The organism is Brachybacterium equifaecis (assembly GCF_023509525.1).
Taxonomy (GTDB): Bacteria; Actinomycetota; Actinomycetes; order Actinomycetales; family Dermabacteraceae; genus Brachybacterium; species Brachybacterium equifaecis.
The window spans coordinates 16,028-36,442 of record NZ_JAKNCJ010000005.1 but is presented as its reverse complement, the minus strand read 5'-3'; the positions used below and the strand labels follow the sequence as shown (position 1 = coordinate 36,442).

Here is a 20,415-nt window from a genome sequence, read left to right as displayed (position 1 = left end):
CCATGGCCGAGCAGAACGATCTGATCCGTCTCAGCGCCGCGGCGCAGGCCGACGGCCTCGCATCCGGCGATTTCTCGAGCGCCGAGCTCACCGCCGCCCACCTCGATCGCATCGACGCGGTGGACGGTGACCTCAACGCCTTCCTGCACGTCAGCCGCGAGGAGGCCCTCGAGGTCGCGCGCGATGTCGATGCGCGCCGCGCTGCGGGGGAGACCCTGCACCGCCTCGCCGGCGTGCCGATCGCGGTGAAGGACGTCGTGGTCACCCGCGGCATTCCCACCACCGCGGGATCCAAGATCCTCGAGGGCTGGGTGCCGCCGTACGACGCCACCCTCGTCGAGAAGATCCGCGACGCGCGCCTGCCGATCCTCGGCAAGACGAACATGGACGAGTTCGCGATGGGCTCCTCCACCGAGTCCAGCGCCTACGGCCGCACCCTGAACCCCTGGGGCGAGGACCGCATCCCCGGCGGGTCCGGCGGCGGCAGCGCCGCCGCAGTGGCAGCCTTCGAGGCGCCGCTCGCGATCGGAACCGATACCGGCGGCTCGATCCGCCAGCCCGCCGCGATGACCGGCTCCGTGGGCGTCAAGCCCACCTACGGCTCGGTCTCCCGCTACGGCCTCATCGCGATGGCCAGCTCCCTGGACCAGGCGGGGCCCTGCACCCGCACCGTCGAGGACTCCGCGCTGCTGCACGAGCTCATCGCGGGCCATGACCCCAAGGACTCCACCTCGCTGCGCGACCCCGTCGCCGCCTTCGGCGAGCACGCGCGCCGCCGCGATGTGAAGGGGATGCGCATCGGCGTCATCGAGGAGCTCGAGGGCGAGGGCTTCGCGCCCGAGGTCCGCGCGCGCTTCGAGGAGTCCCTCGCTCTGCTCGAGCAGGCGGGCGCCGAGATCGTGCGCGTGGCCTGCCCGAACTTCCGGTACGCGCTCGGCGCGTACTACCTGATCATGCCCTCGGAGGCCTCGAGCAACCTCGCGAAGTTCGACGGCATGCGCTTCGGACAGCGAATCGTGCCCGAGGGCGGGGCGACGGCCGAGGCCGTCATGAAGGCCACCCGCGGCGCCGGCTTCGGCGCCGAGGTGAAGCGCCGCATCCTGCTGGGCACCTACGCCCTCTCCGCGGGCTACTACGACGCGTACTACGGCAGCGCGCAGAAGGTGCGCACGCTGGTGCAGCGCGACTTCGCCGCGGCCTTCGAGAGCGTCGATGTGCTCGCCTCCCCGACGGCTCCCACGGGCGCGTTCCGCTTCGGCGAGAACGCCGAGGACCCGATGGCCATGTACCTCAACGACGTGGCGACCATCCCCGCGAACCTCGCGGGCGTGCCCGGCATCTCGCTGCCCTCGGGCCTCGCCGAGGACGGCATGCCGGCCGGGATCCAGTTCCTCGCGCCCGCGTTCGCCGATCACCGCCTCTACGAGGTCGGTGGGGCGCTCGAGGCGCTGCTGGAGGACTCCTGGGGCGGTCCGCTGCTCGACAAGGCACCTGAGCTGAAGGGAGGCGCGAAGTGAGCGCCGAGTACACCGCCCTGGTCGACTTCGACGAGGCGACCGACCGCTACGACCCGGTGCTCGGCATCGAGGTCCATGTGGAGCTCGGCACCGCGACCAAGATGTTCGACGGTGCGCCGAACATCTTCGCCGCCGAGCCCAACACGGCGATCACCCCGGTCTCGCTCGGCCTGCCCGGCACTCTCCCGGTGGTCAACGAGAAGGCCGTCGAGTTCGCCATCAAGATCGGTCTGGCGCTGAACTGCCAGATCGCCGAGTCCTGCCGCTTCTCGCGCAAGCAGTACTTCTACCCGGATCTGACGAAGAACTTCCAGACCTCCCAGTACGACGAGCCCATCGCCTTTGACGGCTGGGTCGACGTGGAGCTCGAGGACGGGGAGATCGTGCGCGTCGAGATCGAGCGCGCGCACATGGAGGAGGACGCCGGCAAGAACACGCACGTCGGCGGCGCCACCGGTCGCATCCAGGGCGCGACGCACTCCCTGATCGACTACAACCGCGCGGGCGTCCCCCTGGTGGAGATCGTGACCCGTCCGATCCCGGCCACGGGGAAGCGGGCCCCTGAGGTCGCGGCTGCCTACGTGCGCACGCTGCGCGACATCTTCCGGGCGCTGGAGGTCTCGGAGGCGCGGATGGAGCGCGGCAACGTCCGCGCGGACGTCAACGTCTCGCTGCGCCCCTCGGCCGATGCGCCGCTGGGCACCCGCACGGAGACGAAGAACGTCAACTCCTTCCGCGCGATCGAGCGCACGGTGCGCTACGAGATCTCCCGCCAGGCGGGGATCCTCGACGCGAGCGGAACCGTGATCCAGGAGACGCGCCACTTCCACGAGGAGGACGGCTCCACGAGCTCCGGGCGCGTGAAGTCCGATGCGGAGGACTACCGCTATTTCCCCGAGCCCGATCTGGTGCCGGTGGCGCCGAGCCGCGAATGGGTCGAGGAGCTGCGCCAGGGCCTCCCCGAGCTGCCCGGCGCGCGGCGCCGGCGCCTGCTCGGCGAGTGGGGCTTCAGCGACATGGAGATGCGCGACGCGATCAACGCCGGAGCGCTCGACCTCATCGAGCAGACGGTCACCGCCGGTGCGAGCGCACAGAGCGCCCGCAAGTGGTGGATGGGCGAGCTCGCCCGCACCGCGCGCGAGCAGGACGCCGACCTCGAGTCGCTTCCCGTCACCCCGCAGCAGATCGCGCAGCTGCAGGGGCTGATCGACGCCAAGAAGATCAACGACAAGATCGCCCGGCAGGTGCTCTCGAAGGTCCTCGAGGGCGCGGGCGATCCCGCGGAGATCGTCGAGACCGAGGGCATGGCCGTCGTCTCCGACGACTCCGTGCTCACCTCGGCCGTGGAGCAGGCGATCGCGGAGAACCCGGACGTCGTCGAGAAGATCCGCGGCGGCAAGGTCCAGGCGATCGGCGCGCTCATCGGCCCGATCATGAAGGCGACGCGCGGCCAGGCTGATGCCGGCCGCGTGCGCGAGATCATCCTGGAGACCCTGGGCGTCCAGGGCTGAGCCTCCCGCCCCCTCGGCAGAGAGCGCCCCGCGGATCACAGATCTGCGGGGCGCTCTCGCGCTCGGATGGCGAGCCGCGACACGTCCGGCATCTGGACTGTCCGTCTCGGATCCCGGCGCGTAGAATCGGCAGATGCCTCAGCTCCGCTCACGCACCTCGACCCACGGCCGCAACATGGCAGGCGCCCGCGCCCTCTGGCGCGCCACCGGCATGGAGAAGTCCGATTTCGGCAAGCCGATCATCGCGATCGCGAACTCGTACACCCAGTTCGTGCCAGGGCACGTCCACCTCAAGAACATGGGCGACCTCGTCGCCGGTGCGATCAAGGAGGCCGGCGGCATCGGCCGCGAGTTCAACACGATCGCGGTCGACGACGGGATCGCGATGGGACACGGCGGCATGCTCTACTCGCTGCCCAGCCGCGACGTCATCGCCGACTCGGTCGAGTACATGGCCAACGCCCACTGCGCCGACGCCCTCGTGTGCATCTCGAACTGCGACAAGATCACCCCCGGCATGCTCATGGCCGCGATGCGCCTGAACATCCCCGTCGTCTTCGTCTCGGGCGGGCCGATGGAGTCCGGCAAGCCCGTCGAGGGCGTCGTCGACCACCGCCTGGACCTCGTGGATGCGATGGCGCTCTCGGCCGACGAGTCCGTGACCGATGCGCAGCTCGCCGAGATCGAGGACAACGCCTGCCCCACGTGCGGCTCGTGCTCGGGCATGTTCACCGCGAACTCCATGAACTGCCTGACCGAGGCTCTCGGCCTCTCCCTGCCCGGCAACGGCACCACCCTCGCCACCCATGCGCTGCGCAAGGAGCTCTTCCTGCGCGCCGGGCGCACGATCGTGGACCTGTGCCGCCGCTGGTACGAGCAGGACGACGCCTCCGCGCTGCCCCGCAATATCGCCACCAAGGCCGCGTTCACCAACGCCATGAGCCTGGACGTGGCGATGGGCGGGTCCACCAACACGGTCCTGCACATCCTCGCCGCTGCGATCGAGGGCGAGATCGACTTCGGCCTGGACGACATCGACCGCCTCTCGCGCTCGGTGCCGTGCCTGGCGAAGGTCGCCCCGAACGGCACCGCCCACATCGAGGACGTCCACCGCGCCGGCGGAATCCCTGCGATCCTCGGGGAGCTGAACCGGGCGGGACTGCTCGACCACTCGGTGACCTCCATCCATTCCCCCGATCTCGACACCTGGCTCGGGGAGTGGGACATCCGCTCGGGCACCGCGTCGAAGGAGGCCGAGGCGTTCTTCCACGCGGCCCCCGGCGGCGTGCGCACCACCCAGGCGTTCTCGACGATGAACATGTGGGAGACCCTGGACACCGATGCCGAGGGCGGCGTGATCCGCGCCGTCCCGCACGCCTTCACCAAGGACGGCGGGCTCTGCGTCCTCAAGGGCAATCTCGCCGAGGACGGCGCCGTCATCAAGACGGCCGGCATCACCGAGGACCTCTTCCACTTCGAGGGCAGCGCGGTCGTGTGCGACTCGCAGGACGAAGCGGTGCAGAAGATCCTCGACAAGACCGTGAAGGCCGGGGACGTGGTGGTGATCCGCTACGAGGGCCCCCAGGGCGGCCCCGGCATGCAGGAGATGCTCTACCCGACCTCGTTCCTCAAGGGGAGGGGCCTGGGGAAGGTGTGCGCGCTGATCACCGACGGCCGCTTCTCCGGAGGCACCTCGGGCGTCTCCATCGGCCACATCTCCCCGGAGGCGGCCGAGGGCGGCCTGATCGCGCTCATCGAGGACGGCGACCGCATCATCCTCGACGTCGACCAGCGCCTGCTGCAGCTCGACGTCTCCGATGAGGAGATCGCACGCCGGCGCGAGGCGAAGGGCCCGCTGCCGTGGCGGCCCGAGAAGCGCGAGCGCGAGGTCTCCCAGGCGCTCAAGGTCTACGCGCACCTCGTGCGCTCGGCGACCTACGGCGCGACGCGGCGCCCGCTGGACTGACAGCGACCACCCGCACGGCGGCGCAGGCCGCCCACCGGGCAGACGAAGGGCCCGTCGGCACCTGGGGATCCAGGAGCCGGCGGGCCCTCTTCAGCAGGGGCGGCCCTCAGCCGAACCACTGGGTCGGCGGGCCGAGCCGCAGCAGCATGGAGAAGAAGAGCGCAACGAGCACGAGGATCACGAGCGCCGAGAGCAGCGGACGCCGCAGCACGAGAGCCGCGAGCGACTCGATCGGCCCGCGGGCGGGCTCTTCCCGCAGGAGCCAGGAATCGGCGAGCAGACCCTGGCGCTCGATCCAGCGCTCGAAGGGGATCGTCGCGTACGGCACGACGGCGCTGACGAGACCCAGCAGGATCCTGCCCGCGCCCCAGCGACGGTCGATGCCGACGAGCACCGTCACCGCGCAGTAGGCGAGGAAGACGAAGCCGTGCACTGATCCGCCGATCCGCACGCCCAGCTCTCCGAGGTGCAGCACGTATTTCGCGAGCATCCCCGCGATGAGGAGGGTCCAGGTCACGGCCTCGGCGAGAGCGAGGGCGCGGTACAGGCGACGGGGGCTCAGCATGCCCCGATCCTCTCAGACCGGCCTGAGGACGGCCGCGACATGCGCCTTGGCACCCGGAGGGCCCGCGGATGAGCGCGCTCAGGCCCCGAGTGCCGTCTCGTACCGCTCGAGCGCGATCTGGGCGACGAGCTCGTGATCCCCGAGAGGCGCGGCGACCACGTCGGCCCCCGCGGCCGCGACCAGGTCATGGAAATGGCCCGGGGCCAGCACATAGCTCGCGACCACGACTCGCCCCTCGCAGTCCGCTCCGCTGCGCCCGTGTGCGGCTGCCACTGCCTCGGCCACGCTCGGACGCGCGGCGTACGCGAAACCGGTGGTGACCTCTCTCCCGATCTGCTCCGAGAGCAGCCGCGCCATCTCGTGGACCTGGGCGACGCCTTCGGGATCGCGCGTGCCGGATCCCGCCATCACCACCGTGTCCTCCGGGCGCAGCCCCGCTTCGTCCAGGCGTTGGGCCATGACCTCGGCGAGACGCGGGTCCGGCCCGAGCGGTGCGGCGGCGATGGCCGCGCGCCCGGCGACGGCCCCGCCGATGTCGTCCTTGACGTGGTAGCCGAGCGAGAGCAGCAGCGGGACCACGACGGCCTGCACGGACTCCGCCTCCCGGGTGCGGGTCGCCGTGAGCTGGGCATGGCCGGCGACCACGGCTGCGACATCGGGGGACTGCACGTCCACGAAGGCTTCGCGGACCTCTCCAGGAGCGTGTTGCGCGATGCGGCGCAGGAGCGCCCGCAGCACGTCGCGGCCCTCGCGGGAGCGAGTGCCGTGGGAGCAGCCGATCAGGACGGGCACACGGCCCGTGCGGGCGGGAGCCTCCGCGCCTGCCGCTTCGAGGCCTGCGTCGAGCGCCTGCCGGCCAGAGCCCTCGAGTGCGCCGGCAGCGACGGGCGCCTCCGGGGACTCCGGCTCGAGGAAGCCCTCTGCCGCCGTCCGGCCGATGACGATCACGGAAGGGAAGCCGATGCCCTCGCTCCGCACGATCTCCTCGATCGTGCCGACGGTGCCCCGCACCGCGCGCTGCTGCGGGGTGGTGGCGTTCTGGACGACAGCGACCGGGGTCGCGGGATCGATGCCGTTCAGCAGCGCCTGGGCGACCAGTCGCGGCAGCCACTCCACGCCCATCATGAGCACCGTGGTGGTGCCGGGATCCCGCAGGGCGGCGAGGTCGGCCGGGCCGAGATCCCCGTGCGCGTTCACGATGTGGACGGCCACGGCCGTGCCCCGGTGCGTGACCGGGATGTCTGCCGCGGCAGGGCCGGCGATCGATGAGGTCACGCCGGGGACGACCTGCACGGGCACGCCCGCTGCGCGGCAGGCGAGCACCTCCTCCCCGCCGCGGCCGAGGACGAACGGGTCCCCGCCCTTGAGGCGCACGACGCGCTTGCCCTCGAGGGCCTTCGCGACGAGCACCTGCTCGATCTCGCCCTGGCGCATCGAGTGGCTTCCGGGGGTCTTCCCGACGCCGATGACCTCCACGTGCGCATCGAGCAGGTCGGTGAGCCTTGCGGGTCCGAGCCGGTCCACGACCACCACATCGGCCTGGCGCAGGAGCGCGAGGGCCCGCACCGTCAGCAGGTCGAAAGCTCCCGGACCGCCGCCCAGCAGGGCGACGGATCCCGGCTCGAGCCGGGCAGGGGAGAGGCTCTCGAGGGACAGGGGATCGGGGCGAGGATCCTCCCGCATCACGCGGCAGCTGAGCGCGGTCGCGGGGAGGCGGAGACGAAGACGGCCCCGTCGCGGATCTCGGCCGCGAAGATGTCGATCGGCTTCTTCTCCCCGCCGCCGGCGTCGATGACCTCGCCGGTGTCGAGGTTCCACACCTGCTTGTACATCGGGGAGGCGATCGTCGGGACGATCTCCCCGGGCTCCTCGCCCTCTCCCGGCTCCAGGTGGGTGCCCACCAGTCCGCGGGAGAGGATGTTGGTGCCCGAGTAGGGGTCATGCTGCTGGATCGCGTGCACGCTGCCGTCCTCCAGCAGGAACACGCCGATCTGGGTGCCGTCCGGCAGCAGCGCCGCTGCGCCGCGCTCGATGCTCAGCGCGCTGAGCGGGCAGATCTCGATCATCGGGGACTCGACCATGGCTTCGGCTCTCTCGTTCTTCGGTGATCTGATCAGGAGTGCTGGGCGAACGCGGGGACCGGGTCCTCGTGCTCGCCGGCGTGGGCGCGGGCTTCGAGGAGGGAGCCGTAGCTGACGGGATCATCATCCGTCGCCGGGCGGGCCTGCCCGCGCTCGGGGACGTAGCGCAGGCCGTGGTCGATCTCCTCCGGGGCGTTGACGAAGGAGACGAACTTCGCCGCGCGCTCGGGGTCGTTCACCACCTCGGCCCACTCGTCGACGTAGGAGTCGGCGTGGCGCTGCATGGACTCCTCGAGCTGCTCGCCGATGCCGCGGGTGTCATCGATGATGATGCGCCGCAGCTCCTCGATGCCGCCGGGGAACTCCTCGACCCAGCGCGCGGTGCGCTGGAGCTTGTCGGCCTCGCGGATGTAGAGCATGAGGAAGCGGTCGATGCAGCGCTGCAGGGTGTCGGCGTCCAGATCCTCCGCCAGCAGTCTGCCGTGCGCGGGCTGCGCGCCGCCGTTGCCGCCGACGTAGAGGTTCCAGCCGCGGTTTGTGGCGATGATGCCGACGTCCTTGGCCTGGGCCTCGGCGCACTCGCGCGCGCAGCCCGAGACCGAGATCTTCAGCTTGTGCGGGGAGCGCAGACCCCGATAGCGCTTCTCGAAGTGGACCGCGAGGGTGGTGGAGTCCTGCACGCCGAATCGGCACCAGTTCGTGCCCAGGCACGCCTTGACCATGCGCAGCGACTTCCCGTAGGCGTGCCCGGACTGGAATCCGGCATCGACCAGTCGCTTCCAGATCTCCGGCAGCTGGTCCAGTCGCGCGCCGAACAGTCCGACGCGCTGGGCGCCGTTGAGCTTGACGTACAGCCCGTAGTCCTGGGCGACCTGCGCGATGACCATGAGGCCCTCAGGGGTGACCTCGCCCGCCGGCATCGCGGGGATCACCGAGTAGGTGCCGTCCTTCTGGATGTTGGCCATCACGAAGTCGTTGGTGTCCTGGAGCGAGCCCAGCTGGCGGCCCACCGGGTTGTGCCGCTTGCCGGAGATCGCCCCGAGGGTCGAGAGGATCGAGGCGACAGTCGGGCGGCACACGGCGCAGCCGCGGCCCCCGTTGCCGTGGGCGGCGATGACCTCGGTGAAGGTCTCCTGCCCGCCCTCCTCGATGAGCGCGAACAGCTCGGCGCGAGAGTGCGCGAAGTGCTCGCACAGCGCCCGGGAGACCTCGATGCCGCTCTTCTCGAGCTCCCTGTTCAGGATCTTCGTCAGGCTCGGCACGCAGGAGCCGCAGACCGTGCCCGCGCTCGTGCACTCCTTGACCGCGCCGAGCGTGTGGCAGCCCTGCTCGTTGACGGCGTGGCGGATCGCGCCGGCCTCGACGTTGTTGCAGGAGCAGACGATCGCATCGTCCGGCAGCTCGGCTCCGGCCATCGCGTCGGCTCCGCCCTCGGGGGCGATCACGGCCGACGGGTCCGCGCCGAGCTCGCGGCCGATCATCGGCCGCAGCTGCGAATACAGGTCGATATCGCCGACGAACACGCCGCCGAGCAGGATCTTCGCGTCATCGCTCATCACGAGCTTGCGGTACTTGCGGTTCACGGGATCCACGAAGGAGACCTCGAGCGCGTCGGCCGTGAGGGCGTTGACGTCGCCGAAGGAGGCCGCGTCCACATCCACGCCCTTGAGCTTGGTCCCGTCGTTCAGACGCTTGTGCACGCGCGAGCCGCCGAGGAACCGGTCCACGACCACGTCGGCCATGTCGTTGCCCGGCGCGATGAGACCGGCGCAGACGCCCTCGAAAGAGGCGCACTCGCCGATCGCCCAGACGTGCGGATCGGAGGTCTGGCAGGTCTCGCCGACGATGATCCCTCCGCGCTCGGCGATGGCGAGGCCCGCCTCGCGCCCCACGCCGTCGCGGGGGCGGATGCCGGTGGAGAAGACGACGACGTCTGCGTCGATGCGGCTGCCGTCGGTCAGCTCCGCCTCGCCCATCGCGCCGTCCTCTGCAGGATGGAAGGCGGTGGCGCCGACGCCCGTGCGCACATGGATCCCGCGGTCCTGGACGAGCAGGCGCAGCATCTCGCCGCCGCCGGAGTCGAGCTGGACGGACATGAGGCGGTCGGCGAACTCGACGACGGTGCTGTCGGCGCCGAGGTTCTGCAGGGCGGCTGCGGCCTCGAGGCCCAGCACGCCGCCGCCGACGACGACGCCCGTGAGGGGGCGGCCGAGCTGCTCGCCACGGCTGCGCACCCAGGCGGCCATGTGCTCGAGGTCGGCCACGGTGCGGTAGTTGAAGGCGCCGGGGAGGTCCTTGCCCTCGGCGCGCGGGGACCAGGCCCAGGAGCCCGTGGCGAGCACGAGGCGGTCGTAGGGGTGCACGGCGCCCGAGGCGCAGGTGACGGTGCGGGCCGCGAGGTCGAGGGAGAGGACCTCATCGCCCGTGACGAGGGTGGTGCGCGGATCGTCCCAGACGGCGGCATCGAGGGTCAGCATGCTGGCGTCCTGGCGGGTGAACCAGTTCGACAGGTGCACGCGGTCGTACGGCTTCTCCGGCTCCTCGCCGATCACGGTGAGCTGCCACTGGCCGTCGGGGTCCTGCGCCTGGAGGCGGGCGGCGAAGCGGTGGCCGGTCATGCCGCCGCCGATCACGACGATCCTCTCGCCGTCGAGCGAACGGGCGGGGCCGCCGCGCAGCGGAGCGGCGTCCACGGGAGCGGGGGCGTCGATGTCCTGGGGATCCGGGGCCGGGGCGGTGGGATCGGGAGTGGCGGGGATGCTCATGGGGCTCACGTGCTTTCAGGCGAGAAGGGGGGCGACCTTTCCCCTCGACCGTAGCCGGGCAGACGCCGGCAAGAGAGGACTTCGGTCCTTCGCCTGCCTGGGCCTTCGTCCCACGGAGTCCGAATCGTGGACGCGCTGGAGTGGGGGAGGACACAGCGCTAGAGTGGATCCATGCAGATCATCCTTCTCGTCGTTATCGAGCGCGGCTGACGTCCCGTTCTCACAGCGAGACGTCCCGCGCGCCCCTCGAGAGCCCCTGGCCGAGGGGCTTTCTCATGTCCCGGCGCGGGAGAGGATCCCGCGTCAGGGCGAGCGCGGCGCATCCAGGCCACCTGCACAGCCCCGAACCGCACCACAGAAGGAGTCCCGATGGCAGGCGAGAGCGTCACCGGCGCGCAGTCCCTCATCAGATCGCTCGAGCACGCCGGGGCCGAGGTCGTCTTCGGCCTCCCCGGGGGCGCGATCCTCCCCACCTACGATCCGCTGCTCGACGCCGAGAAGCTGCGCCACATCCTGGTGCGCCACGAGCAGGGCGCAGGCCACGCAGCGAGCGGCTACGCCCATGCCACCGGCAAGGTCGGCGTGTGCCTGGCGACCTCCGGCCCGGGAGCGACGAACCTCATCACCGCGATCGCCGATGCCCAGATGGACTCCATCCCGATGGTCGCGATCACCGGGCAGGTCGGCTCCTCCTTCATCGGCACCGACGCCTTCCAGGAGGCCGACATCGTCGGCATGACGATGCCCGTCACCAAGCACAACTTCCTGGTGAAGGATCCTGCGGAGATCCCCACCGTCATCAAGCAGGCGTTCCACATCGCCTCCACCGGCCGGCCCGGCGTGGTGCTCGTGGATGTCACCAAGGACGCCCAGCAGGCGACGACCGAGTTCTCCTGGCCGGGAGACATCAGCCTCCCCGGCTACCGGCCCGCTGGGGATCCTGCCGACGCCGCCGTGCGCGAGGCCGCTGATCTCCTGCTCGGCGCGAAGCGCCCGGTGTTCCTGCTCGGCGGCGGCGTGATCCGCTCCGGGGCGAGCGCCCAGGTGCGCGAGCTGGTCGAGCTGTCCGGAGCGCCCTTCGTCACGACCCTCATGGGTCGCGGAGCGCTGCCCGACTCCCACCTGCAGCAGCTCGGGATGCCGGGCATGCACGGGACGGTCGCGGCCGTCTCCGCTCTGCAGCGGGCGGATCTCATCATCGCGATCGGCGCGCGGTTCGACGACCGGGTCACCGGCCGCCTGGACTCCTTCGCCCCGAACGCGGGGATCGTGCACATCGACATCGACGCGGCGGAGATCTCCAAGAACCGCCACGCGGATGTCGCGATCATCGCCGACGCGCGCTCTGCCGCCTCCGCGCTCGCCGGCGTCGTGCGCGAGCGCCTCGCGCAGGGCGACCCGCGCGACTACGAGTCCTGGTGGGCGACGCTCTCGAACCTGCGCGACACCTACCCCCTGGGATGGACCCAGACGGAGGACGGCTTCACGGCCCCGCAGAAGGTCATCTCGCGCATCGGCGAGATCTCCGGTCCCGAGTCGATCTTCGTGTCGGGCGTCGGCCAGCACCAGATGTGGTCCAGCCAGTTCATCCGCTACGAGCGCCCGAACTCCTGGATCAACTCCGGGGGCCTGGGGACGATGGGCTACTCCGTTCCCGCGGCGATGGGCGCGAAGGTCGGCCAGCCCGATCGGACCGTGTGGGCGATCGACGGCGACGGCTGCTTCCAGATGACCAATCAGGAGCTCGCGACCTGCGTCATCAACGAGATCCCGATCAAGGTCGCGGTCATCAACAACTCGAGCCTCGGCATGGTGCGCCAGTGGCAGAACCTGTTCTACGACAAGCGCTTCTCGAACACGGAGCTGAACACGGGCCACGGCTCGCGCCGCATCCCCGACTTCGTGAAGCTCGCCGATGCCTACGGCTGCGCGGGCCTGCGCTGCGAGAGCGATGCGGACATCGACCGCACGATCGAGGCGGCGATGGAGATCAACGACCGCCCCGTGGTCGTCGACTTCCACGTCAGCGCCGACGCGATGGTGTGGCCGATGGTGCCCGCCGGCGTCTCCAACGACGAGATCCAGATTGCTCAGGGCATGAGCCCCGAGTGGGAGAGGGACATCTGATCATGGCGACCGCACACCTGGACCCGCTCCAGACCCAGACCCTCTCCGTCCTCGTGGAGAACAAGCCCGGCGTGCTCACGCGCGTGGCGGCCCTCTTCGCGCGGCGCGGATTCAACATCGCCTCGCTCGCCGTCGGGCCGACGGAGCACCCCGAGGTCTCCCGCATCACCGTCGTGGTGAACGTGGCCGAGCAGCCGCTCGAGCAGATCATCCGCCAGCTCGACAAGCTGGTGAACGTCCTGACCATCGTGCAGCTGGAGCCGCGCGAATCGGTCCAGCGCGAGCTGGTGCTTATCAAGGTGGGCGCCGACCAGACGACGCGCACCTCGGTGCTCGAGATCGTGCAGATGTTCCGCGCGAAGGTGGTCGACGCCTCGGCGAGCGCGGTCACGATCGAGGCGACTGGCACGGCGGACAAGCTCTCCGCGCTGCTCGGGATGCTCGATGAGTACGGCGTGCGCGAGATCGTGAAGTCGGGGGCCGTGGCCATCGGGCGCGGCGGCGACTCCATCATCGGCGAGATCCTCGCCGACTGAGACGGAGATGAGACCCGATGCGGTCTCACATTCCGATCTCACTGACCAGAACGTAAGACACCCCCGCGAGGCCGGACGCTAGGATGACCAGCGTCGCCACGCCCGCGAAAACCCACGAAGGAGCACAGCACATGGCTGAGATCTTGTACGACGACGACGCAGACCTCTCGATCATCCAGGGGAAGAAGGTCGCGATCGTCGGCTTCGGCTCCCAGGGCCACGCCCACGCGATGAACCTCCGCGACAGCGGGGTCGAGGTCGTCGTCGCCCTCAAGGACGGCTCGCGCTCCGCTCAGAAGGCGAAGGACGAGGGCTTCGAGGTCAAGAACGTCGCCGACGCGACCGCCTGGGCCGATCTGATCATGGTGCTCGCGCCGGACCAGTCCCAGCGATCCATCTACTCGGAGTCGATCGAGCCGAACCTGTCCGAGGGCAAGACGCTCGCCTTCGCGCACGGCTTCAACATCCGGTACGACTACATCTCCGTGCCGGACGGCATCGACGTCATCCTCATCGCGCCGAAGGCTCCCGGCCACACCGTGCGCCGCGAGTTCGTCGCCGGCCGCGGCATCCCGGACATCATCGCCGTGGAGCAGGACGCCTCCGGCACCGCCTGGGACACCGCGCTCTCCTACGCGAAGGGCGTCGGCGGCACGCGCGCAGGCGTCATCAAGACGACCTTCACCGAGGAGACCGAGACCGATCTCTTCGGCGAGCAGGCCGTCCTGTGCGGCGGCATGAGCCACCTCGTCCAGGCGGGCTTCGAGACGCTGACCGAGGCCGGCTACCAGCCCGAGATCGCGTACTTCGAGGTCCTCCACGAGCTCAAGCTGATCGTCGACCTCATGATCGAGGGCGGCATCTCCAAGCAGCGCTGGTCGATCTCCGACACCGCAGAGTTCGGCGACTACGTCTCCGGCCCCCGCGTGGTCGACGAGAACGTCAAGAAGAGCATGCAGGCCGTGCTCTCGGACATCCAGGACGGCACCTTCGCCCGCACCTTCATCGAGGACCAGGACGGCGGCGCCCCGAAGTTCACCGAGCTGCGCGAGAAGGAGGCCGGCCACCCGATCGAGTCCGTCGGCAAGGAGCTGCGCCAGATGTTCTCGTGGAACTCCGAGCAGCTGGATTCCGATTACGTCGAGGGCAGCGCAGGCCGCTGATCCCGCTGCTCGCCGCTCGCGCGAGCACCGTTCGAACCCGAAGGCCGGTCGCACCCCAGGTGCGGCCGGCCTTCGGCATGCGCGGATCGCACGAGTCCGGAGCACGAGAATCCGCGCGGCAGGGCTTCGCCGTCGCCGCCGAACATGGCACCGTGAAGGCATGAGCGATGCAGATCACGCAGAATCTCGTCCGTCGTCCCTCCGCTCGCGCCGCACGGTGCTGACCGCCGGCGCGGGGCTCGCCGTGATCGCCGGCGGGAGCGCCTGCTCGCTCCTGCCCGGCAGGCAGGATCCATCCTCCGCTCCCTCGCAGGCTGCGCCTTCCACGCCCGCCGAGAGCTCCGCGGCTCCGGCCGGATTCGCCGAATGGGTGAGGACCGACGATCTGGAGGGCGTCGACCCGGACGGCGACGCCCTCGATGCCGCCGCCGGGCTGATCCCCGGGTCGGCGGTCAGGTCGGATCGCTACGGCAGCTGGATGGCACCGGACTTCACCCCGGACTCGCCTGTGCGCACGGCGCCGCCGTCGGCCGCCGACGAGGGCGCCGTCCAGCGGCTGCTGCAGGATCCCGCGCAGGCGGACGCCACCGCCGCGAACGTGCGACTGGCCATGATCACGGCGCTCCTGGACGCCCAGACCGCCTTCGAGGCCGACGACTCCCGGCTGGGGGAGGACGCGGCGTCTCTCGCTCAGACGCTTGGACTGCAGATGGCGGATCCGAATCAGCTCACGGAGATCCTCCGGCCCGCGGGGCTCTCCGGAATCCCCGGTTCGACGGTCGAGGAGTACCTGGGGGCCGAGCCCGCTCCCAATGATCCGACGCGCCACCGCTTCCACCTGCTCGGCCACGGGACTCAGATCGTTCCCCTGACCACCGTGCCGGACGGCGCGGGCATGATCATGACCTGCGCGCGCGGGCTCTTCCCCGGCATGCGGGGTGAGCGGAGCGTGCATCTGGAGCGGGAGATCGGGCTGGGCTTCGGCCAGGCCGGGAACCAGGTCATCTTCTCCCTGACCTCCGGTGTGCGGGCCGTGCTCTTCATCGCGGATCCTCTCGCACTGCCGGAGGTCGAGGCCCTCGAACCGGGTCAGGACTGGACCGCGATCGAGATCCCCGGGGCGCGCGCGATGCTCCCGCCGGGATACGCCGTCACCAGCCCCATCCAGTTCGGCAGCGGCTTCGCGGGCGATGCCGGCGAGCAGGGGACGCTGATGCGCCAGCTGGAGCCTGCCCCCGAGCTGCTCTCCCTGCCGCTCGGGAGCTTCGCCGCCCGCGTGCCCCTGGAGGGAGCCGACCTGGCGGTGGCGACGGCCACGGACCAGGGGGACGGCACCTGGGTGATCGCGCTGCGGGCACAGCGCACCGAGGACCTCCTGGATATGCGGGCGACCGTGGCAGCGACGGACGCCGCAGAGGTCGAGGATGTGCTCCACCGGTTCGCGGGAGGGCTGGACCTCTCCGCCTGATGTCCGCAGTGTGAGCGATGTGACCGAATAGCGGACGCCGTCCTATGCTGAAGGTCCGTGCCGCGCACCGCGGCCGCGCCCCTTCTCCCGCCCGGAGGTCTCCCGGTGACTGCCCCGAACAGCCCCCGTCCCGTCGTCCTGCTCGCCGAGGAGCTCTCCCCGGCAACGGTCGAGGTGCTCGGCCCGGATGTGGAGGTGCGCTCTGTCGACGGCACTGATCGCGCCGCCCTGCTGGAGGCGGTGCGCGAGGCCAGCGCGCTGCTCGTGCGCTCCGCCACGCAGGTCGATGCCGAGGTGTTCGCCGCTGCGCCGACGCTCCAGGTCGTGGCGCGTGCCGGCGTGGGGCTCGACAACGTCGACGTCCCGGCCGCGACGGCCGCGGGCGTCATGGTCATCAACGCCCCGACCTCGAACATCACCTCCGCCGCAGAGCTCGCGATCGCCCTCATCCTCGCCTCCCTGCGGAACATCGGTCGCGCCGACGCCTCGGTGAAGGCGGGCCGCTGGGACCGCAAGCACCTCACGGGCACCGAGCTGCACGAGAAGACCGTGGGGATCGTCGGCTTCGGGCGCATCGGCCAGCTCGTCGCGGAGCGCCTGCGGCCCTTCGGCGTGCACCTGCTGGCCTATGACCCCTACGTGAACCGCGCCCGCGCCGCCGACCTCGGGGCGCGCGTCGTCGAGCTCGACGAGCTGATGCGGTTGGCGGACGTGGTCACCGTCCACATGCCGAAGACCCCGGAGACCACCGGCATGATCGGCGAGGCCCAGTTCGCGCTCGCCAAGCCGAGCCTGCACGTGGTCAATGCCGCGCGCGGCGGGCTCATCGACGAGAACGCCCTCTACGAGGCGCTGAGCGCCGGGCGGATCGCCGGGGCCGCGCTGGATGTGTACTCGAGCGAGCCGCCGTCGGGCTCTGCGAGCGCGAGCCGGCTGCTCGAGCTGGAGAACATCCTTCTCACGCCGCATCTCGGCGCCTCCACCGCCGAGGCGCAGGAGAAGGCGGGCGTCGCCGTCGCCCACTCGGTGCGGCTCGCGCTGGCGGGAGAGCTCGTGCCGGACGCGGTCAACGTCGCCGGCGGGGCGATCGATGATGCGGTGCGGCCCGGGATCGGCCTCGCCGATCGTCTCGGCCAGCTCTTCACGGCTCTCGCCGGCGGAAGTCCCGAGCTGCTGGAGATCGCCGTGCGCGGCGAGATCGCGAGCAAGGACGTCACGGCCATCAAGCTCTCGGCGCTGCGCGGAATGTTCCGCCAGGTCGTCACCGAGCAGGTCTCCTATGTGAACGCCCCCGTGCTCGCGCAGGAGCGCGGCATCCGCGTCGAGCTCCTCACCGAGGACGCCGCGGATCGCTTCCGCAGCACCATCCAGCTGCGCGGCACGCTGCGCGACGGCTCCGTCGTCTCCGTCTCGGGGACCCTCGCCGGCACCGAGCAGGCGCACAAGCTGATCGAGGTCGACGGCCACGAGCTCGACGTCCCGCTCAGCGACCATCTCCTGCTGATCCGCTACGAGGACCGGCCGGGCCTGGTCGGCCAGTACGGTGCCCTCCTCGGGCAGTCGCAGGTGAACATCGCCGGCATGCAGGTCTCGCGCCGCTCCGCGGAGCCCGGGGCTGAGGCGCTCGTGGTGCTCACGCTCGACTCGCCCGTCAGCCCCGAGCTCGCCGCGCACATCGGCGAGACCATCGGCGCGCACGCCTGCGACGCCGTCGACATCAGCTACTGATCCCCCCCCAGAGGAGCCCCCGCGCATGACCGCCGCATCCGCCGCCCAGCCCATCCGCCTCGCCGTCATCGAGGGCGACGGCATCGGCCATGAGGTCGTGCCCGAGGGCCTGAATGTCCTGCGGGCCGCGCTCGAGGGCAGCGGGCGCACGCTGGAGGAGACGCCGTTCGATCTCGGGGCCGGCCGCTGGCATCGCACGGGGGAGACCCTCACCGACGCCGATATGGAGCAGCTCGCCCAGCACGACGCGATCCTGCTCGGCGCCGTCGGCGATCCCGAGGTCCCCTCGGGAGTGCTCGAGCGCGGCCTGCTGCTGCGCCTGCGCTTCGGCTTCGACCACTTCGTGAACCTCCGGCCCACGCGCCTCAGCCCCGGGGTCGACTCCCCGCTCGCCGATCCGGGCGAGGTGGACTTCGTCGTGGTGCGCGAAGGCACCGAAGGGCCGTACGTCGGCAACGGCGGAGCGATGCGGGTCGGGACCGATCTCGAGGTCGCCACCGAGGTCTCGCTCAACACCGCCGTGGGCGTGGAGCGGCTCGTGCGCTTCGCATTCGACCAGGCCCGCTCCCGCCGCAGGAAGCTCACCCTCGTGCACAAGCACAACGTGCTCGTGCACGCGGGCGGGCTCTGGCAGCGCATCGTGGAGAAGGTCGCCGCTGAGCACCCTGACGTCGCCGTCGACTATCTGCACGTCGATGCAGCCACGATCTTCCTCGTCACCGACCCGTCCCGCTTCGACGTGATCGTCACCGACAACCTGTTCGGCGACATCCTCACCGACCTCGCCGGGGCCATCAGCGGCGGCATCGGCCTCGCGGCGAGCGGGAACATCAATCCCACGGGCGCCTTCCCCTCGATGTTCGAGCCCGTCCACGGCTCGGCTCCCGACATCGCCGGGCAGGGGATCGCCGATCCCACCGCCACGGTGCTGTCGGTCGCGATGCTGCTGGACCATCTGGGACTGCCCGCGCAGGCCGCCCGGGTGCGCACAGCTGTCGACGCCGATCTCGCAGGCCGCACCTCCGGAGCCCCCCGCTCCACCTCCCAGATCGGCGATGCCCTCGCCGCGGCGGTCCGCTCCAGCTGAGCGCTCCGCGCCGCGACCGGTCCGCAGGGCGCGGCGCTGCCGCCGCCCGGCCCGCCGCCGTATCCTGCATCTGACGCCCCACGAAGGAGACCTCATGTCCTCGCTCGCATTCCCGCTGGCCGATCCCGCCCGTCGCGTCGCCGACGCGGACCGCGAGGCGATCCGCGCCGCCCCCGGCTTCGGCCAGCACTTCACCGACTTCATGGCCCACGCCCAGTGGCGCGAGGGCGAGGGCTGGGGGAGCGACGAGGTCATCCCCTTCGGCCCGCTGCAGCTCAGCCCCGCGGCCGCGGTCCTGCACTACGCGCAGGAGATCTTCGAGGGCCTCAAGGCGTTCCGCCACGAGGACGGCACCGTATGGACCTTCCGTCCCGAGAAGAACGCAGAGCGCCTCCAGCGCTCGGCGCGCCGCCTCGCACTGCCCGAGCTCCCCACCGAGGACTTCATCGCCTCGCTGCGCGCCGTGGTCCAGGCCGACGAACCCTGGGTGCCCTCTCCCGCGGGCGAGCAGTCCCTGTACCTGCGCCCGTTCATGTTCGCCTCGGAGGAGTTCCTCGGGGTGCGGGCCGCGCACGGTGTGGACTACTACGTGATCGCCTCCCCGGCCGGCGCCTACTTCCCGCGCGGGATCCAGCCGCTGGTCGTGTGGATCTCCGACTCCTATGCGCGTGCCGGCGCGGGCGGCACCGGCGCCGCCAAGTGCGGCGGCAACTACGCCTCCTCCATGCTCGGCAAGAAGGAGGCGCAGGCGAACGGGGCCGACGAGGTGCTCTTCCTCGACTCCGAGACCCACACCGCGATCGACGAGCTCTCCGGCATGAACGTCGTCGTGATCACGAAGGACGGCCGTCTGCAGACCCCGGCGCTGACCGGCTCGATCCTCGAGGGCGTCACTCGCGACTCGATCCTGCAGCTGGCGGCGGATCGCGGCCTCGCACCGTCCGAGGACCGCCTCGTGATGAGCGAGGTCCTGGACCGCATCGCCTCCGGTGACATCGTGGAGATGTTCGCCTGCGGCACCGCCGCCGTCATCAACCCCATCGGCGAGTTCCGCTCGGCGGTCGGCTCCTGGACCATCGGCGACGGCGGACCGGGAGAGGTGACGATGTCTCTGCGCGAGGAGCTCACCGGCATCCAGTACGGCCGCATCGAGGACCGCCACGGCTGGCTGACGCAGCTCGTCTGAGCCGCGGCCGCGCGCACGACGCCCTGAGACCGCGATCACAGCGGCTCGGGGCGTCGTCTATTCTGAACGCATGACGAAACTCGTGCTCTCGGCGATCGGCGATGATCGCGCCGGCCTCGTGTCCGCTCTCTCCCGCGTGGTGGATTCCCACGGCGGGAACTGGCTGGATTCCCAGTTCGCGCGCCTCGGAGGGAAGTTCGCCGGTCTCGTGCTCATCGAGCTCGACGCCGATCGCTCCGACGAGCTCGAGAGCGCCGTGGCCGATCTGCTGCGAGAGGTCGGCTGGAAGATCGAGGTCACGCGCGCCGAGGCCGGTCCCTCAGCTGAGGACGATGCCGCCGCCGAGCGCGAGGGCTTCCTGGGCGGGACGGGCGAGGGCGAGTACCGCGCCGAGCCGCTGCGCGTGCACCTCATCGGCACGGACCGCCCCGGGATGGTCCGTCAGATCACGGGCGCCCTTGCCGATCAGGGGATCAGCATCAGCACCTTCCGCTCCTGGACCTCGGCCGCGCCGATGGACGGCGGCGTTCTCTTCGAGGCCGAGGCGCTCGTACGGCTCCCCTCCGACGCAGATGAGGATGCTGTGCGCGAGGCGCTCGAGCCCATAGCCGACGAGCTCATGATCGATCTCGAGCTCGGCGGGCGCCTGCACGGCAGGGGAGAGGCCGAGACCGGCGAGCAGGCCTGAGCGCCGGGCTCGCGGTCCCTCCGCTGC

At 70.8% G+C, this 20,415-nt stretch carries 15 protein-coding genes; 11 read left to right on the top strand and 4 right to left on the bottom strand.

All coding sequences use genetic code 11. The features are described from left to right. The first annotated feature begins 2 nt into the window (after positions 1-2). From gatA to ilvD, 3 genes are all read left to right on the top strand, one after another. Positions 3-1,517 (top strand): Asp-tRNA(Asn)/Glu-tRNA(Gln) amidotransferase subunit GatA, encoded by a 1,515-nt coding sequence (gene gatA, locus Bequi_RS10130; protein WP_249737823.1) that lies wholly within the window; start codon positions 3-5, stop codon positions 1,515-1,517. Continuing rightward, the gene (gene gatB, locus Bequi_RS10125) at positions 1,514-3,028 is read left to right on the top strand and encodes an Asp-tRNA(Asn)/Glu-tRNA(Gln) amidotransferase subunit GatB (RefSeq protein WP_249737822.1); all 1,515 of its coding nucleotides are present in this window, start codon (positions 1,514-1,516) and stop codon (positions 3,026-3,028) included. The genes gatA and gatB overlap by 4 nt, the downstream gene beginning before the upstream one ends. Before the next feature lie 133 nt (positions 3,029-3,161). Further along, positions 3,162-4,994 (top strand): dihydroxy-acid dehydratase, encoded by a 1,833-nt coding sequence (gene ilvD, locus Bequi_RS10120; protein ID WP_249737821.1) that lies wholly within the window; start codon positions 3,162-3,164, stop codon positions 4,992-4,994. Positions 4,995-5,100: 106 nt separating this feature from the next. Here ilvD and Bequi_RS10115 read toward each other — a convergent pair whose 3' ends face one another. The 4 genes from Bequi_RS10115 to nirB all read right to left on the bottom strand — a co-directional run bounded on the left by Bequi_RS10115 (position 5,101) and on the right by nirB (position 10,258). Further along, complete coding sequence (locus tag Bequi_RS10115) at positions 5,101-5,559, bottom strand: DUF3817 domain-containing protein (RefSeq protein ID WP_249737820.1); 459 nt, start codon at positions 5,557-5,559, stop codon at positions 5,101-5,103. Positions 5,560-5,637: 78 nt separating this feature from the next. Further along, positions 5,638-7,242: a uroporphyrinogen-III C-methyltransferase gene (gene cobA, locus Bequi_RS10110; protein ID WP_249737819.1), complete on the bottom strand. Its 1,605-nt coding sequence runs from the start codon at positions 7,240-7,242 to the stop codon at positions 5,638-5,640. Next, complete coding sequence (locus tag Bequi_RS10105; RefSeq protein ID WP_249737818.1) at positions 7,242-7,640, bottom strand: nitrite reductase small subunit NirD; 399 nt, start codon at positions 7,638-7,640, stop codon at positions 7,242-7,244. The genes cobA and Bequi_RS10105 overlap by 1 nt, the downstream gene beginning before the upstream one ends. A 32-nt stretch (positions 7,641-7,672) precedes the next feature. After that, on the bottom strand, positions 7,673-10,258 hold the full coding sequence (gene nirB / locus Bequi_RS10100) for a nitrite reductase large subunit NirB (protein ID WP_249737934.1): 2,586 nt from the start codon (positions 10,256-10,258) through the stop codon (positions 7,673-7,675). 516 nt (positions 10,259-10,774) lie between these two features. On the opposite strand from nirB, the gene Bequi_RS10095 reads away from it, so the two are divergent. The 8 genes from Bequi_RS10095 to Bequi_RS10060 all read left to right on the top strand — a co-directional run bounded on the left by Bequi_RS10095 (position 10,775) and on the right by Bequi_RS10060 (position 20,388). Then, the gene (locus Bequi_RS10095) at positions 10,775-12,532 is read left to right on the top strand and encodes an acetolactate synthase large subunit (protein WP_249737817.1); all 1,758 of its coding nucleotides are present in this window, start codon (positions 10,775-10,777) and stop codon (positions 12,530-12,532) included. A 2-nt stretch (positions 12,533-12,534) separates the two neighbouring features. Then, positions 12,535-13,068 carry an acetolactate synthase small subunit gene (ilvN, locus tag Bequi_RS10090; RefSeq protein ID WP_249737816.1) on the top strand — a complete coding sequence of 178 codons (534 nt, stop codon included), beginning with the start codon at positions 12,535-12,537 and terminating at the stop codon, positions 13,066-13,068. Between the two features lie 131 nt (positions 13,069-13,199). Then, positions 13,200-14,231, top strand: a complete 1,032-nt coding sequence (gene ilvC / locus Bequi_RS10085; protein WP_249737815.1) for a ketol-acid reductoisomerase — start codon at positions 13,200-13,202, stop codon at positions 14,229-14,231. 160 nt (positions 14,232-14,391) lie between these two features. After that, entirely contained in the window at positions 14,392-15,699 is a 1,308-nt protein-coding gene (locus tag Bequi_RS10080) for a hypothetical protein (RefSeq protein WP_249737814.1), read from the top strand. Between the two features lie 105 nt (positions 15,700-15,804). Next, entirely contained in the window at positions 15,805-17,427 is a 1,623-nt protein-coding gene (gene serA, locus Bequi_RS10075) for a phosphoglycerate dehydrogenase (RefSeq protein WP_249737813.1), read from the top strand. A 25-nt stretch (positions 17,428-17,452) separates the two neighbouring features. Next, a complete protein-coding gene (locus tag Bequi_RS10070) occupies positions 17,453-18,514 on the top strand; it encodes a 3-isopropylmalate dehydrogenase (protein ID WP_249737812.1) in 1,062 nt (353 codons plus the stop codon). Positions 18,515-18,608: 94 nt separating this feature from the next. Beyond that, entirely contained in the window at positions 18,609-19,700 is a 1,092-nt protein-coding gene (locus tag Bequi_RS10065; protein WP_249737811.1) for a branched-chain amino acid aminotransferase, read from the top strand. Between the two features lie 70 nt (positions 19,701-19,770). Further along, a complete protein-coding gene (locus Bequi_RS10060; RefSeq protein WP_249737810.1) occupies positions 19,771-20,388 on the top strand; it encodes a glycine cleavage system transcriptional repressor in 618 nt (205 codons plus the stop codon). Positions 20,389-20,415: the final 27 nt, after the last annotated feature.